At 69.2% G+C, this 14,792-nt stretch carries 11 protein-coding genes; 8 read left to right on the top strand and 3 right to left on the bottom strand.

The genetic code is table 11. The annotated features are described in order from the left end of the window. The first annotated feature begins 9 nt into the window (after window positions 1-9). The 6 genes from RZE79_RS20505 (at window position 10) to RZE79_RS20480 (ending at window position 5,854) form a co-directional block, all read left to right on the top strand. Window positions 10-1,209: an ABC transporter substrate-binding protein gene (locus tag RZE79_RS20505; protein WP_319356438.1), complete on the top strand. Its 1,200-nt coding sequence runs from the start codon at window positions 10-12 to the stop codon at window positions 1,207-1,209. A gap of 31 nt (window positions 1,210-1,240) precedes the next feature. Then, a complete protein-coding gene (locus RZE79_RS20500; RefSeq protein ID WP_319356436.1) occupies window positions 1,241-2,437 on the top strand; it encodes an ABC transporter substrate-binding protein in 1,197 nt (398 codons plus the stop codon). A 45-nt stretch (window positions 2,438-2,482) separates the two neighbouring features. After that, window positions 2,483-3,358, top strand: a complete 876-nt coding sequence (locus tag RZE79_RS20495; protein WP_101489724.1) for a branched-chain amino acid ABC transporter permease — start codon at window positions 2,483-2,485, stop codon at window positions 3,356-3,358. 10 nt (window positions 3,359-3,368) lie between these two features. Next, the gene (locus RZE79_RS20490; RefSeq protein WP_319356433.1) at window positions 3,369-4,355 is read left to right on the top strand and encodes a branched-chain amino acid ABC transporter permease; all 987 of its coding nucleotides are present in this window, start codon (window positions 3,369-3,371) and stop codon (window positions 4,353-4,355) included. A gap of 155 nt (window positions 4,356-4,510) precedes the next feature. Beyond that, window positions 4,511-4,957, top strand: a complete 447-nt coding sequence (locus tag RZE79_RS20485; protein WP_319356431.1) for a cupin domain-containing protein — start codon at window positions 4,511-4,513, stop codon at window positions 4,955-4,957. A gap of 141 nt (window positions 4,958-5,098) precedes the next feature. Continuing rightward, a complete protein-coding gene (locus RZE79_RS20480) occupies window positions 5,099-5,854 on the top strand; it encodes a hypothetical protein (protein ID WP_319356429.1) in 756 nt (251 codons plus the stop codon). A gap of 21 nt (window positions 5,855-5,875) precedes the next feature. Here the strand turns inward: RZE79_RS20480 and RZE79_RS20475 are convergent, their stop codons facing one another. Continuing rightward, a complete protein-coding gene (locus tag RZE79_RS20475; RefSeq protein WP_319356427.1) occupies window positions 5,876-6,973 on the bottom strand; it encodes a carotenoid 1,2-hydratase in 1,098 nt (365 codons plus the stop codon). After that, window positions 6,973-8,049, bottom strand: coding sequence for a PLP-dependent cysteine synthase family protein (locus tag RZE79_RS20470; protein WP_153283084.1), 1,077 nt, complete (start codon window positions 8,047-8,049; stop codon window positions 6,973-6,975). Before RZE79_RS20470 ends, RZE79_RS20475 begins: the two co-directional genes overlap by 1 nt. Before the next feature lie 107 nt (window positions 8,050-8,156). Here RZE79_RS20470 and RZE79_RS20465 point away from each other — a divergent pair, with 107 nt between their 5' ends. Further along, the gene (locus RZE79_RS20465) at window positions 8,157-10,676 is read left to right on the top strand and encodes a penicillin acylase family protein (RefSeq protein ID WP_319356424.1); all 2,520 of its coding nucleotides are present in this window, start codon (window positions 8,157-8,159) and stop codon (window positions 10,674-10,676) included. A gap of 24 nt (window positions 10,677-10,700) precedes the next feature. Here RZE79_RS20465 and RZE79_RS20460 read toward each other — a convergent pair whose 3' ends face one another. Next, the gene (locus RZE79_RS20460; protein WP_319356422.1) at window positions 10,701-13,286 is read right to left on the bottom strand and encodes an FtsX-like permease family protein; all 2,586 of its coding nucleotides are present in this window, start codon (window positions 13,284-13,286) and stop codon (window positions 10,701-10,703) included. A 65-nt stretch (window positions 13,287-13,351) separates the two neighbouring features. Between RZE79_RS20460 and RZE79_RS20455 the strand changes: the two genes are divergently transcribed. Continuing rightward, on the top strand, window positions 13,352-14,791 hold the full coding sequence (locus RZE79_RS20455) for a serine hydrolase domain-containing protein (protein WP_319356420.1): 1,440 nt from the start codon (window positions 13,352-13,354) through the stop codon (window positions 14,789-14,791). The last annotated feature ends 1 nt before the right edge of the window (window position 14,792 follow it).

The following is a 14,792-nucleotide window of genomic DNA, read 5'->3' as shown; positions in this document are numbered from 1 at the left end:
AGACACCCAATGAAAAATCAGCTCACCGCTTTCGCCCTGGCTTTCACCGCACTGGCGCTCGCTGCGTCCGCCCAGGCGCAAGGCCAGGACAAGATCAAGATCGGCTTCATCACCGACATGTCGAGCCTGTACGCCGACCTCGAAGGCAAGAACGGCGCGCTGGCGATCCAGATGGCCATCGACGACTTCGGCGGCAAGGCGGCCGGCAAGCCGGTCGAGCTGCTCACGGTCGACCACCAGAACAAGCCCGACATCGCCGCCTCGAAGGCGCGCGAGTGGATCGACACGCAAGGCCTGAGCATGGTCTTCGGCGGCACCAACTCGGGCGTCGGCCTGGCGCTGGCCAAGGTCGCGGCCGAGAAGAAGCGCGTGTACTTCAACAACGGCGCGGCCTCGTCGGTGCTCACCAACGAACAGTGCTCGCCCTACACCGTGCACTACGCCTACGACACCGTCGCGCTCGCCAAGGGCACCGGCTCCGCGGTGGTCGACGGCGGCGGCAAGAGCTGGTTCTTCCTCACGGCCGACTACGCCTTCGGCCATGCGCTCGAAGCCGACACCTCCACCGTCGTGAAGGCCAAGGGCGGCACGATCGTCGGCGCGGTGCGCCACCCGCTCAACGCGTCCGACTTCTCGTCGTTCCTGCTGCAGGCGCAGAACTCCAAAGCACAGATCCTGGGCCTGGCCAATGCGGGCGGCGACACCGTCAACAGCATCAAGGCGGCGAAAGAATTCGGCATCGGCAAGACCATGAAGCTGGCCGGCCTGCTGATCTTTTTGAGCGACGTGCACAGCCTGGGCCTGAAGAACACCGAAGGCCTGCAGTTCACCACCAGCTGGTACTGGGACCTGAACGACGAGACCCGCAAGTTCTCCAAGCGCTTCTTCGACAAGACCAAGCGCATGCCCACCGAAATCCAGGCCGCCGACTACTCGGCCACCATGACCTACCTCAAGGCCGTGGACGCCGCCAAGACCGACGATGCCGACAAGGTCATGGCCGAGCTCAAGAAGATGAAGATCAACGACTTCTTCGGCACCGGCCAGATCCGTCCCGACGGCCGCTACGTGCACGACATGTACCTGATGCAGGTCAAGTCGCCCGCCGAATCGAAGACGCCGTGGGACTACTACAAGCTCGTGAAGAAGCTGCCCGGCGACACCGTGTTCACCACCAAGGCCGAGTCCAAGTGCACGCTCTGGAAGTGACACCACCGAACACCCCACAGGAACACCATTCATGAAGACCACCACATTCGCTCTCTCCGCCGTATTCGCCGCCGCCGCGCTGGCCGCCGGTGCCGCCCAGGCGCAGGACAAGGTCAAGATCGGCTTCATCACCGACATGTCGAGCCTGTACGCCGACGTCGAAGGCAAGAACGGCGCGCTGGCGATCCAGATGGCCATCGACGACTTCGGTGGCAAGGTCAACGGCATGCCCATCGAGCTGCTCACGGCCGACCACCAGAACAAGGCCGACATCGCCGCCTCGAAGGCGCGCGAGTGGATCGACACGCAGGGCCTGACCATGCTGTTCGGCGGCACCAGCTCGGGCACCGGCTTGGCCATGGCCAAGGTGGCGCAGGAGAAGAAGCGCGTGTTCATCGTGAACGGTGCCGGCAGCTCGGCGCTCACCAACGAACAGTGCACCCCCTACACCGTGCACTACGCCTACGACACCGTGGCGCTCGCCAAGGGCACCGGCTCGGCCGTCATCGGCCGCGGTGACAAGAGCTGGTACTTCCTGACCGCCGACTACGCCTTCGGCCAGGCGCTCGAAGCCGACGCGACCAAGGTCGTGAAGGAAAAGGGCGGCACCGTGCTGGGCAGCGTGAAGCACCCGCTGAACACCTCCGACTTCTCGTCGTTCCTGCTGCAGGCGCAGAACTCCAAGGCCCAGGTGCTGGCGCTGGCCAATGCTGGCGGCGACACCATCAACAGCATCAAGGCCGCGAAAGAGTTCGGCATCACCAAGAACATGAAGATGGTGGGCCTGCTGGTGTTCGTCACCGACGTGCACAGCCTGGGCCTGAAGAACACCGAAGGCCTGCTGCTCACCACGAGCTGGGACTGGAACCTCGACGACAAGACGCGCGCCTTCGGCAAGCGCTTCTTCGAGAAGACCAAGCGCATGCCCACCGACATCCAGGCCGCCGACTACTCGGCCACCATGACCTACCTGAAGGCCGTGCAGGCCTCCAAGACGGTCGATGCCGACAAGGTCATGGCCACGCTGAAGTCCACGCCCATCGACGACTTCTATGCCAAGGGCAACATCCGCGCCGACGGCCGCTTCGTGCACGACATGTACCTGGTGCAGGTCAAGTCGCCGGCCGAATCCAAGCAGCCGTGGGATTACTACAAGGTGATCCAGAAGCTCAAGGGCGAAGAAGTCTTCACGACCAAGGCCGAAAGCCGCTGCGCCCTCTGGAAGTGACCTCCCGCGGGCGCCCCTGCGGCGCCCGGGTTCGTTGAAACGCTTATGAACATTTCCCTTCCCGCCTTGTTGAGCCAGCTCCTTCTGGGGCTGGTCAACGGCTCGTTCTACGCCATCCTGAGCCTCGGGCTGGCGGTGATCTTCGGTTTGCTCAACGTCATCAACTTCGCGCACGGCGCGTTGTTCATGCTCGGAGCCGTCCTCACCTGGATGGCCATGGAGTACCTGGGCGTCAACTACTGGGTGATGCTGATCGCCGCGCCGATCCTCATCGGCCTGTTCGGCGTGGTCATCGAACGGTTGCTGCTGCGCTGGATCTACAAGCTCGATCACCTCTACGGCCTGCTGCTCACGCTGGGCCTCACGCTGCTGATCGAAGGCGTGTTCCGCTCGGTCTACGGCGTGTCGGGGTTGCCCTACGACGCGCCCGATGCGCTGTCGAGTGCCACCGACCTGGGCTTCATGGTGCTGCCCAACTACCGCGCCTGGGTCGTCGTGGCGTCGCTGGTGATCTGCTTCGCGACCTGGTACGTGATCGAGAAGACCCGCCTGGGCGCCTACCTGCGCGCCGGCACCGAGAACCCGCGGCTCGTGGAGGCCTTCGGCGTCAACGTGCCGCTGATGATCACGCTGACCTACGCCTTCGGCTGTGCGCTCGCCGCCTTCGCCGGCGTGCTGGCCGCACCGGTGATGCAGGTGTCGCCGCTGATGGGGCAGAACCTCATCATCGTGGTGTTCGCGGTGGTCGTGATCGGCGGCATGGGCTCCATCATGGGCGCCATCCTCACGGGCCTGGGCCTGGGCGTGATCGAAGGGCTCACCAAGGTTTTCTATCCCGAGGCTTCCTCGACGGTTGTGTTCGTGATCATGGTCATCGTGCTGTTGATTCGCCCCGCCGGCCTGTTCGGCAAAGAGAAGTAAGGCGAACGGCATGAACATGAAAAAAATCTCCACTGTCGTCTACGCCTTGCTGCTGGTTGCGCTGGTGCTGGCGCCGTTCTTCGGTGCCTACCCGGTGTTCGTGATGAAGCTCATGTGCTTCGCACTGTTCGCCGCGGCCTTCAACCTGCTGCTGGGCTACACGGGCCTGCTGTCCTTCGGCCATGCGGCCTTTCTGGGTGGCTCGGCATACGTGGCGGGCCACGCCATCAAGGTCTGGGGCCTCACGCCCGAGCTGGGCCTCATTGCGGGCACGCTCACCGGCGCCTTGCTGGGCTGGCTGTTCGGCGTGCTGGCCATCCGGCGCCAGGGCATTTACTTCGCGATGATCACGCTGGCGCTCGCGCAGATGATGTTCTTCGTCGCGCTGCAGGCCAAGTTCACGGGCGGCGAAGACGGCCTGCAGGGCGTGCCGCGCGGCAAGCTCTTCGGCGTCATCGACTTGTCGAACGACCTCACCATGTACTACGTGGCGCTGGTCGTCGTGGTCGCGGCCTTCCTGCTGATCGTGCGCACCATCCACTCGCCGTTCGGGCAGGTGCTCAAAGGCATCAAGGAAAACGAGCCGCGTGCGCTCTCGCTGGGCTACGACGTGGGCCGCTTCAAGCTGCTGGCCTTCGTGATCTCGGCCGCGCTGTCGGGCCTGGCCGGTTCGCTCAAGACGCTGGTGCTGGGCTTTGCCACGCTGTCCGACGTGCACTGGACCGCCTCGGGCCAGGTCATCCTGATGACCTTGGTCGGCGGCCTGGGCACGCTGTCGGGTCCCATCGTGGGCTCGGCGGTGGTGGTGCTGCTGGAAAACAAGATCGGCGAACTCGGCAGCTTCCTGGCGCGCGTCACCACCATCGACTGGTTCAACACGCTGGGCGAGTCGGTCACCATGGTCACGGGCCTGATCTTCGTGATCTGCGTGCTGGCCTTCCGCAAGGGCATCATGGGCGAGATCATCGCGTTCATCGATCGGCGTCGCACGAAGTAGCGACGCAGGCGCCGCGACGGCGGCAGACGATGCCCGTGCGCATCGTCTGCGCCGTCAGGGCGTCAAAGCGAGGTGGTTACCCTCCCTGCGGAGCCACCGCTTGTGCCCCCTGTGCGCGGGGCGCAGAATTTGGCTCCCACTTCGAGGAGCCGGCCATGGCCCTTCCGTACTTTGTCCTCACACCCGATCGGCGCGAAACGCCGCTCAACGTGCTTGGCACGCAGGTGACGGTGCTGGCGTCGAACGCCTCGACGCAGAGCTACGGCGTCACCTTCCAGCGCGGTGACGAAGGCACGGGACCGCCGCCGCACAGCCACGACTGGGACGAGTCGTTCTACGTGCTTGGCGGCGAGGTCGAGTTCCACTGCGACGGCCAGGCCCACCGGTGCCAGCCCGGCACGCTGGTGCATGTGCCGCGCGGCACGGTGCATGGCTTTCACTACGGCAAGGGCGGCGGCCAGATGCTCGAGATCACCGGGAAGGGCGCGATGGCCGCGCAGATGTTCACCGCGATCGACCGCGAGATCCCGGTGGGGCCGGCGCCGGACATTCCGAAGCTGCTGGCGGTGCTGGAGCGCAATGGCGTGACGGTCTCCGCGTGAGTCGTGCCCCTCATCGGCACTGACAAGCCGACCCTGTCCAAAACCACCGGTTCCGGTGGCGACGCCGCATGCAGCGCTCGGCACAATCATCCGCACCCGGCCGCACAGGCCCACACCGACAAGAAGAGGGAGGAGGCCCCCATGCGCAGACGACTGCTCGCACTTTTCATGGCGCTCGCGCTGACGGGGTGCATGACCCCGCCGACGCTGCCGCCGGATGGCGGCAAGCTCGCGAAGGGCGCCAAGGTCGGCCTGCTCGTCCGGATGCCCGCATCCGCGGAACACATGCATGTGGGCACGACCGTCTTCAACAACTTCTCGACCCCGTACCCGTTCCCTTGGAACCCCACGGCCAAGGTCTACGAGGCCTTCACGTCGGAGCTGGAGAAGGCGGGCTTCCAGGTGGTTCGGTTGACGAGCTTTGCCACGACCTCCGTCAACGCGCTGGCCATCTTCAAGCACGATCAATGGATCGCGAATCCTGCGCAGGCGTGGGCTGCACGCAAACTGAAGGACGATCAGATCGCTGCGGTGGTTCTCGTCGAGGCGACGCGGACGCAGGCGCGCATGGAGTGCACCGGCGGCCCCTGCGGCGAGAGCGTCATGCAGAACTCGGGCCTCTTCACGCGCGGCATGCTGGCGTCGACGCGGTACTTCGCGGTGCCCGCGATCGAAGCCAAGGTCTTCGTCATGGACCCGCCGCTGAACCTCGCGGCCTACGAGCCGATGCTCGCCCAGCAGCGGCAACGGGTGCGGCAACTCAAGGATTTCCAGGAACCGCGCGACCTCAAACGGCTGAGCAGCACCGAGCTTGCGCCGGTCGCTACGGCAATCGATGGCTACGTCCGCGCGCTGTCGCGCAACACGGCGCAGGCGTTGAGCCAGGGCGTGAAGTAGCCCTTCGCACTGTGCTTCGGCTCACAACCGCAGCGGCGCCGCATACCCCGTCATCTCGAGGTACCCGCGCCCCACGCGCTGGCCTTGCTGCACATCACGCAGCTCGCTCAGGCCTTCCCAGTACACGCCGCCCGTCGAGCCACGGCTGTCCAGTTCCTGGTCGTCGAGCAGCGCCTGCACCTCGAAGCGGCCCGCGGGCGTGTCGATGCGCCAGTGCGTGGGGTAGCTCGCGCGCGTGCGCGGGCTGGTCCAGCTGCGCAGGGCGTCGAAGCGCACCTCGCCGGGCTGGAAGATGCGCGCCGCGCCGCCGCGCGGGCGGAACGAGCCGCCGGACCACAAGGCGCTGCCGTCGCGGCGGCGCAGGTGGAAGGCGGTGAGCGCGCTGCCGTCGTCGAGGTTCATGCCGATCCAGTCCCAGCCCACGGCCTCGGGGTGCATCAGCGCCTCGCTCCATTCATGGTCGAGCCACGCGGTGCCGGCGATCTCGAAGGGGGCCTGGCCCTGCAAGGTGAGGCGGCCTTGCGCCTGCAGCTGCGGTTCGCTGTAGTAGTAGCTCGCCTGCTCGGGGTCGGGGCCTTTGCGCGACAGGCCTTCGCGGCCCTGCAGCAGCACCGGCTGCGACGGCGCAAAGCGCAGGTCGAGCGTGAACTCGCCGGCCGGAATGCGCGCGGTGTAGGTGCCGCTGCCGGCATCGCGCACCAGCGACCAGTCGCGCAACCGCACGTCGGTGTCGGTTTCGCTGGCCGAGGCCACGTCGAAGCCCGCACGCGCGATGCGCTGGTCGTGCCGCAGCACGCGGCCTTCGAGGTCGGTGACGGCCGCGTGCGCGAACACGAGTTGCTTGGCGGCGAAGGCCGAGCGCATGGCCTGCGTGGCATCGACGCGCGAGCGGAAGAAGGTCACCTGGAAGCCGAACGCGCGGCCCGCGGCGGTTTGCCCGTGGCCGGTGATGTACCACCACTCGGTGCGCAGCTCGGGGTGGCTGCCGAAGTCGCGCGGAAACTGCAACGCTTTTGCGGGCAGGGCCCATCCGGCATGCGGCGCGCCCGAGGCGGCCAGCGCGGCCAGCAGCAGGAGCTGCCGCCGCGCGATGAGGCCACCGGGTGGGCGCGTAGACATCAACCCGCCACCAGCGCGTCGATGCGTTGCTGCGCCGGCGCGATGTCGCCGAAGGCGTTGCGCACCCAGTCGGCGTCGTGGTAACTCGGCAGGTAGCGTTCGCCCGCGTCGCACAGCAGCGAAAGAATCGAGCCCTGCTGGCCGGCCGCGCGCATCTCGTGCGCGACGGCCAGCATGCCGACGAAGTTGGTGCCGGTCGACGGGCCGACCTTGCGGCCCAGCAGCGCCGACAGCGCATGCATGGCGGCCACCGAGTCGAGGTTGGGCACTTCGAGCATGCGGTCGACCAGCGTGCGCACGAAGCTGGGCTCCACGCGCGGACGGCCGATGCCTTCGATGCGCGAACCGGGTGCGGTCAGCGTCGTGTCGCCGCTGCGGTGGTAGGCCGAGAACACCGAGCCTTCGGGGTCGGCCACGCACACCTGCGTGTCGTGGCAGCGAAAGCGCACATAGCGCCCGATGGTGGCGCTGGTGCCGCCGGTGCCGGCGCCCACCACGATCCACGCGGGCACCGGGTGCCGCTCGCGCGCCATCTGCTGGAACATGCTCTCGGCGATGTTGTTGTTGCCGCGCCAGTCGGTCGCACGCTCGGCGTACGTGAACTGGTCCATGTAGTGGCCGCCGCTGCGCTCGGCCAGCGCGCGGGCCTCGTCGTACACCTGCGCCGCGTGGTCGACGAAGTGGCAGCTCGCGCCGTAGAAGGCGATCTGCGCGACCTTCTCGGGCGAGGTGCTGCGCGGCATCACCGCGATGAAGGGCAGGCCCAGCAGCCGCGCGAAGTAGGCCTCGCTCACTGCGGTGGAGCCGCTCGAGGCTTCCACGATGGTCGTGCCTTCGCGCACCCAGCCGTTGCATAGCGCATAGAGAAACAGCGAGCGCGCGAGCCGGTGCTTGAGGCTGCCGGTCGGGTGCGTCGATTCGTCCTTCAGGTACAGGTCGATGCCGTGCGCGGCGAGCGCGGGCAGCGGCAGCGGAATGAGGTGCGTGTCGGCGCTGCGCTGGTAGTCGGCTTCGATGCGGCGGATCGCGCCGGAGAGCCAGTCGCCGCAGGAGGAGGATGAAGGGGTGGGCTGCATAGCGTGCCAGTCTACAAGTCATGCCCTGTCACCGGCGGGTGACGGAAAGCGGCGGAAATCGGGATACTGTGCGCTGCCAATCCACAACAAGACAGGAGACGAGAGACATGAAGAGAACGAGCCATCGGCTTTCCCTGGGCGCCGTGTCGCTTGCGGTCCTTGCACTCGCAGGCTGTGCGTCCACTTCGCCGGGCAGCAACACACCCACACGCCCCGCCTCATCCTTCACCGTGCCCGGCCTCGAGAAGCCCGCCGAGGTGCTGGTCGACCGCTGGGGCGTGCCGCACCTGTACGCCGGCACGCTCTACGACGCCTTCGTGGCGCAGGGCTTCATCGCCGCGCGCGACCGGCTCTGGCAGATGGACCTGTGGCGCAAGCGCGGCCTCGGTGAAATGGCCAAGGACTTCGGCCCCGCCTGGGTCGAGAGCGACCGCGCCGCGCGCGCCGTGCTCTACCGCGGCGACATGTACCGCGAATGGCTCGCCTACGGCTCCGACGCCAAGCGTGTGGCCGAGGCCTTCACGGCCGGCGTCAATGCCTACGTGGCGCAGGTGCGCGCACAGCCCGCGCTGCTGCCGACCGAGTTCGCGCTGCTGGGCTACCAGCCGTCCACTTGGTCGCCCGAGGACGTGGTGCGCATCCGGCACCACGGGCTCACGCTCAACTTCACGTCCGAGGTGGACCGCGCACGTGCCTTCTGCGCCGGCGCGCCGGGCGCCAAGGCCGACTGGCTGCGCCGTGAACTCGATCCGCCGGTCACGCCCAAGGTGCCCGACGGCTTCGACCCGTGCACCATCCCCGCGGCAGAGTTGCGCGCGGCCTACCTGCGGGCCACCGATTCGCCGCGCTTCACCAAGGAGAACACGCGCGTGGGCATGAACGCGGGCGCGTCCTCCACGCCGGTCGCGCTGCTGCCCGGCAGCGCCGAGTCGATGGCCGCAAAGGCCGAGCAGGACGAAGCGGATCAACGCGCATCGCAAGGCGACCCCACGGCCGCCTACGGCAGCAACAACTGGGTCATCGCACCCAAGCTCACGTCCACGGGCCGGCCGATTCTGGCCAACGACCCGCACCGCTCGCACGGCGCACCGAGCCTGCGCTACATGACGCACCTGAGCGCGCCCGGCATGGACGCCATCGGCGCGGGCGAGCCCTTCCTGCCGGGCCTGTCGATCGGCCACAACGGCACCATCGCCTTCGGCCTCACGCGCTTCTACATGGACCAGGAAGACCTGTACGTGTACGAGCTGAACCCGGGCAACCCCGAGGAGTACCGCTACCAGGGCCGTTGGGAGCCGATGACGCGCGTCACCGAGCGCATCGCGGTCAAGGGCGAGAGCGCGCCGCGCGAGGTGGTCAACACCTTCACGCGCCATGGCCCCGTGCTGCTCGCGGAGCCCGGCAAGCGCCGCGCGTTTGCCTTGCGCGCCGCGTGGCTGGAGCCCGGCATGGCGCCGTACTTCGGTTCGATGGACTACATGCGCGCACGCAACTGGGACCAGTTCCGCGCCGCCATGAACCGCTGGGGCGCACCCGGCGAAAACCAGGTGTATGCCGACAGCAGCGGCAACGTCGGCTGGATTCCGGGCGGGCTCACGCCCATCCGTCCGAACTGGGACGGCCTCATGCCCGTGCCCGGCGACGGCCGCTATGAATGGTCGGGCTTCCGCCATGGCGACGAGCTGCCGTCGGAGTTCAACCCCGCGCGCGGCTACGTGGTCACGGCCAACGAGAACAACATCCCGCCCGACCATCCCGCCGCGAAGAAGGGCGTGGGCTACGAGTGGAGCGATGCGGCCCGCGCGCGCCGGCTCAAGGAGCTGTTCGCGGCCAAGGTGGCGGCAGGTTCGCGCTTCACCATCGAGGACTCGGAGCGCATGCAGAACGACATCGTCGCGACGCCGGCGCAACGGCTGCTGAAGCTGCTGGCCGGCCAGCGCAGCGACGACGCCCAGACCGCCGCGGCGCTGCGCCTGCTGCAAGGCTGGAACGGCGCCATGGACCGCGACAGCGCGGCCGCTGCGCTGTACGAGGTGTGGAGCAGCAAGTTCCTGCGCCAGGCCGTGCTCAAGGCGGGGGCAGGCGACGCCGGTGCCGTGCTGGCCGCGCCGGGCGACAACACGCGCATGGTGCTGCTGCTGGAGAACCCGTCCGGCTGGGTCAGCAACGCGCAGCGCGATGCCTTGCTGCTGACGACCTTGCCCGCCGCCATGCAGGAGCTGTCTACCAAGCTCGGCCCCGACCCGGCGGCGTGGAAGTGGGGCGCCCTGCACCGTGCCGAGTTCCGGCATCCGCTGGGCGGCGTGGTCGATGCGGCCACGCGCAAGAAGCTCGAGGTGGGCGACTGGCCGATGTCCGGCTCGTCGTTCACGCCGATGGCCGCCACCTACCGCGCGAACGACTACAAGCTGACCTCGGGCGCGTCGTTCCGCATGGTGCTCGACGTGGGCAACTGGGACGCGTCGCGGGTCATCAACACGCCGGGCCAGTCGGGCAACCCCGACAGCCCGAACTACCGCGACCTGGCGCCGCTGTGGCTCGAAGGCAAGTACGTGCCGCTGGTCTACAGCCGCGGGGCTGTCGAGAAAGAGACGGTGGAGAGAATCCAGCTGACGCCAGGGCGCTAGAAGGAATGGCGATGGAAGAGGGCGCTACCAGTCCTCTTTCACGGCCAGCACCACATCGCGCCCCGCCGCGGCGCGCCCCGCCATCCACGCCGTGAACGTGCCCGCCGCCACCACGGCGGCGCACAGCGCCAGCAGCCGCACCCACGGCACCAGCAGGTCCATGCTCCAGTGGAAGCTCTGCGGGTTCACCACCTTCACCAGCACCACCGACACGGCCAGCCCGAGCAGCAGGCCGGCGACCGCGCCGATGGCGGTCCAGGCCGCGCCTTCGCCGGCCACCACGGCCAGCACCTGCCGCCGCGTGAAGCCCAGGTGCGCGAGCAGGCCGAACTCCTTGCGCCGCGCCAGCACCTGCGCGCTGAAGCTGGCGGCAATGCCGAACAGGCCGATGGCGATGGCCACGGCCTGCAGCCAGTAGGTGACGGCAAAGCTGCGGTCGAAGATGCGCAGCGAGGTCGCGCGGATCTGGCCGACGGACGCAAGCTCGACCGCGCCTTCGCGTGAGGTCCGCGATGCGAGTGCGCGCACGGCCGCTTGCACTTCTGCTTCGGACGCACCGGGCGCGAGCCACAGTGCCACGTCGCTCACGTCGTGCTCGCCGGTGATGCGCTCGAAGTCGCGCGCGTCCATCGCGATGGCGCCGAACTGCCGCGCGTAGTCGCGCCACACGCCGGCCACGAAGAACACCTGCGGCGTCGCCGTGCGCATCGCATCGGACAGCGGCGCGAACGCGGTGCCCGGCTTCGCGCCGTACAGCTCGACCATCGGCTCGCTCACGTAGATGCCGGTCTGCCCGGGCGGCACGGGCAGCGCCTCGCCGACCAGCGGCAGCCCGCGTACCACGCCGCCTTCGAGGCTGCGCGCAATCAGCGTCACGGCGGGCTGTGCGGGGTCGAGCTGCAACGATTGCGTGCGCAGCGTGCCGGTGCGCGCCACGCCGGGCAACTGCGCCAGCGCCTGCACGAAGGCTGGCGCGAAGGTCGCGGTGTCGGTGCTGCTGGTGCCGCCGCTGTTGCCGCTGCCGCGCCCGCCCGAGGTGGCGCGCACGTACAGGTCGGCCGGCAGCACCACGTCGAGCCAGTGCGTGACCGATTCGCGAAAGCTCGCGACCATCACCGTGAGCGCGACCGCGAGGCTCAGGCTCGCGACCACGCCGCTCACCGCCACGGCCGCCGTGCCGCGCATGCGGCGCGCGCGCTCGACGGCGAGCATCGGCAGCACGCGCCGCGCGAACGCGGGCGCCACGCGGTCGTACAGCAGCGCGATGAGCCAGGGCAGGGCGGTGATGCCGCCCACCAGCAGGCAGGCCACCGACAGGTACGCTGCCACCGGAATGCCGCCGATCGCCGGCAGGTTGGCCAGCGCTGCGCCCGCGGCGATGAGCCCGAGTGCGAGCCAGTGGTGGCGGCCTTGTGCGGGTGCGGCGCCCAGACCCTTGAGCGTCTGCGCCTCGGGCAGTGCTTGCGCGGCGCGCGCGGGCCACCAGCCGCCCACGAGTGCAGCGACCACGCCGAGCCCGCCGTACAGCAGCGCAGCGGCGCCGCTCCAATGCAGACGGGGTGCGACGCCTTCGAAGTAGCCGCCGCCCAGGTCGCCGCCCAGCACGCGCAGCGCGAAGGCCGCGAGCGCGGTGCCGAGTGCCAGGCCGGCCGCGCTGCCGATGATCCCGAGCACCAGCGATTCGGCCAGCACCAGCCGCAGCCGTTCGCGCGGCGTGAGGCCCAGCACGCCGAGCAGCGCGAACTGCTGCGCGCGCTTGGCCACGCTGAGCGCGAGCACCGAGAACACCAGGAACGCGCCCGTGAACAGCGCCACCAGCGCCAGCACCGTGAGGTTGACGCGGTAGGCGCGCGACAGGTTGCTCACGCGTTCGGCCGCATCGCCGGGCTCGGCGAACTTCAGGCCCGCGGGCCAGTCGGGCGACTTTTCGAGCGCGGCGACGAAGGCCGCGCGGTCGGTACCCGGCGCAAGCCGCAGGTCGATGCGGCTCAATTGGCCGAGCTGGCCGAACAGCTCCTGCGCGGCGGCGATGTCCATCACCGCCAGCGCCGCGCCGCCGGCCGTCACGTGGCCCGACACCGCGAGGCGCTGCCACGCGGCACCGCTGCGCAGCTGCAGGCTTTCGCCGGCCACGGGCTGCAGCGGTAGCTGCAGCGCCTGGCGCGCTGCCGCGTTGAGGAACACATGGCCGGGCGCGAACAGCGCGAAGCGCTCGGCGCCGGCGGCCGACTGCGGCATCAGCGCGGGCGCAATGGTGGGCAGCGCGAGCGCATCGACGCCGATCACGCGCAGCGGCAGCTGGCGGCCGTCGCCGCCCAGCGCGAGGCCCTGGAACTCGAGCACCGGGCTCGCCAGCGCCACCTCGGGCCGGCGTACGAGCCGGCCGAACACGGCCTCGTCGAAGCCGCCTTGCGCGGCGCGCACTTCGAGGTCGGGCTGGCCGTTCACCGAGCGCACCGCGCTGGAGAACTCGTCGAGTGCCGAGGCGTTGATGAGCTGCACCGAAAACGCCAGCGCCACGCCCAGCATCACGGCCAGCACGGCCGCCGCGTTGCGCCAGGGGTGGTGGCGCAGTTCCTGCCAGGAGAAAGTCGAAAGCAATGCACGCATGGGGTCATTGTGGCCGCCGTGGCAGGATGGCGGCTGTTCCGACTTCACGTCCGAGGATTCCGACGATGCGGCTTCTGCCCTCCGCCTGGTGCCGCCGTTGGCTGGCACCCTGGCTTCTCGCGCCCTGGCTGGCGGGCGCGGCGAGCGCGCAGCTCGTACCGCCGTCCGCACCCGCCGCACCGCTCTCGCTGGCCAGCGACCCGGCCGTGCTGGCCCGCACCGCGCTCGGCGCCGAACGCGGCACGCTGGTGGTCGGCGTGCTGCGCGGCGACAAGGCCGGCTACGGCATCGCCCACAACCCCGAGCCGCTGGTGGCACGCGCCATTGCGCCCGCCAGCGCGGAGCAGCCGATGTTCGAGATCGGTTCGGTCACCAAGGTCTTCACCGGCCTGCTGCTGGCGCAGGCCGTGGAGCGCGGCGATGTGGCGCTCGACGACAGCGTCGGCAAGCTGCTGGCCGGCCATGCCGGAGGCGTGCCGCCCGCCGTGGCCGCGATCACGCTCAAGCAGCTCGTCACGCACACCGGCTGCCTGCCCGTGATGGCCGACGGCGTCACCGGCGGTGCCGCGCTGGCCGAGCAGTTCCGCAGCTTCGACCTGCCGATGTTCTGGGCCGCGCTCGCGCGCATCCGACTCACCGCCGTCGCGGCGCCGTGCGAGGCGCGCTACAGCAACTTCGGCATGGCGCTGCTCGGGCAACTGCTGGCGCTGCGCTACGGCACCTCGTGGGGCGAGCTGGTGCGGGCGCGCATCACCGAACCGCTGGGCATGAACGACACCGTGATCCCGCTCGGCGACAAGGCCTCGCGCATGGCGCCGCCGTTCGCGGGCGACCAGCGCCAGCAGCGCTTCGACATGCATGCCTACGCGCCGGCCAGCGCACTGCGCTCGACCGCCGCCGACATGCTGGCCTTCAGCCGCGCGATCCTCGCGGGCGCCCAGGGCCCGCTGGGCCCGGCCGCCGCACGCCTGCTCACGCCGCTCGCGCGCTACGAAGGCGCCGAGATCGGCTATGCCGTCATGGTGCGCGGCCCCGAGACCGGCCGGCGCACCTACTACCACGCGGGCGTCACCGAGGGCTACCGCACGCTCTGGCTGCTGGCGCCCGACACCGGCGAAGCGCTCATCGTGCTCGCCAGCAACCAGCGCGCCCCGCTGCAGCCCGTGATGCTCGCCATCGGCAAGAGCCGCTACCCGGTGCCCACGGCGGAAGTGCCGATCGATCCGAAACGCCTGGCCGACTACGCGGGCGAGTTCCGCGTCGGCAAGGCGCAGGTGCTGGGTTTCACCGTGCGCGACGGGCGTTTGCTGGCACGTGAGTCGGGCAAGGGCTACAACGGGCTCACGCCGACCGGGCCTGACCGCTTTGCGGTGACGGCCATCGGCGCGCAGTTCGTGTTCCGGCGGGGGGATGCTGGCGAAGTGAATGGGGTCACGCTGACGCAAGGTGGCAGCCGGCTTGAAGGGCGGCGGGTCGGGGTTGCGGCCACGGCGCCGCAGGACTGAG

It is taken from the genome of Variovorax sp. EBFNA2, assembly GCF_033802765.1.
In the GTDB taxonomy this organism is placed as follows: Bacteria; Pseudomonadota; Gammaproteobacteria; order Burkholderiales; family Burkholderiaceae_C; genus Variovorax; species Variovorax paradoxus_H.
Note: the sequence above shows the minus strand (reverse complement) of the source record. Positions and strands in the feature narration are given on the sequence as shown.

Bases quoted from the DNA above. Each gene is read 5' to 3' on its own strand.
- RZE79_RS20505 (WP_319356438.1), top strand. From the start codon at position 10: ATGAAAAATCAGCTCACCGCTTTCGCCCTGGCTTTCACCGCACTGGCG.
- RZE79_RS20500 (WP_319356436.1), top strand. From the start codon at position 1,241: ATGAAGACCACCACATTCGCTCTCTCCGCCGTATTCGCCGCCGCCGCG.
- RZE79_RS20495 (WP_101489724.1), top strand. From the start codon at position 2,483: ATGAACATTTCCCTTCCCGCCTTGTTGAGCCAGCTCCTTCTGGGGCTG.
- RZE79_RS20490 (WP_319356433.1), top strand. From the start codon at position 3,369: ATGAACATGAAAAAAATCTCCACTGTCGTCTACGCCTTGCTGCTGGTT.
- RZE79_RS20485 (WP_319356431.1), top strand. From the start codon at position 4,511: ATGGCCCTTCCGTACTTTGTCCTCACACCCGATCGGCGCGAAACGCCG.
- RZE79_RS20480 (WP_319356429.1), top strand. From the start codon at position 5,099: ATGCGCAGACGACTGCTCGCACTTTTCATGGCGCTCGCGCTGACGGGG.
- RZE79_RS20475 (WP_319356427.1), bottom strand. From the start codon at position 6,973: ATGTCTACGCGCCCACCCGGTGGCCTCATCGCGCGGCGGCAGCTCCTG.
- RZE79_RS20470 (WP_153283084.1), bottom strand. From the start codon at position 8,049: ATGCAGCCCACCCCTTCATCCTCCTCCTGCGGCGACTGGCTCTCCGGC.
- RZE79_RS20465 (WP_319356424.1), top strand. From the start codon at position 8,157: ATGAAGAGAACGAGCCATCGGCTTTCCCTGGGCGCCGTGTCGCTTGCG.
- RZE79_RS20460 (WP_319356422.1), bottom strand. From the start codon at position 13,286: ATGCGTGCATTGCTTTCGACTTTCTCCTGGCAGGAACTGCGCCACCAC.
- RZE79_RS20455 (WP_319356420.1), top strand. From the start codon at position 13,352: ATGCGGCTTCTGCCCTCCGCCTGGTGCCGCCGTTGGCTGGCACCCTGG.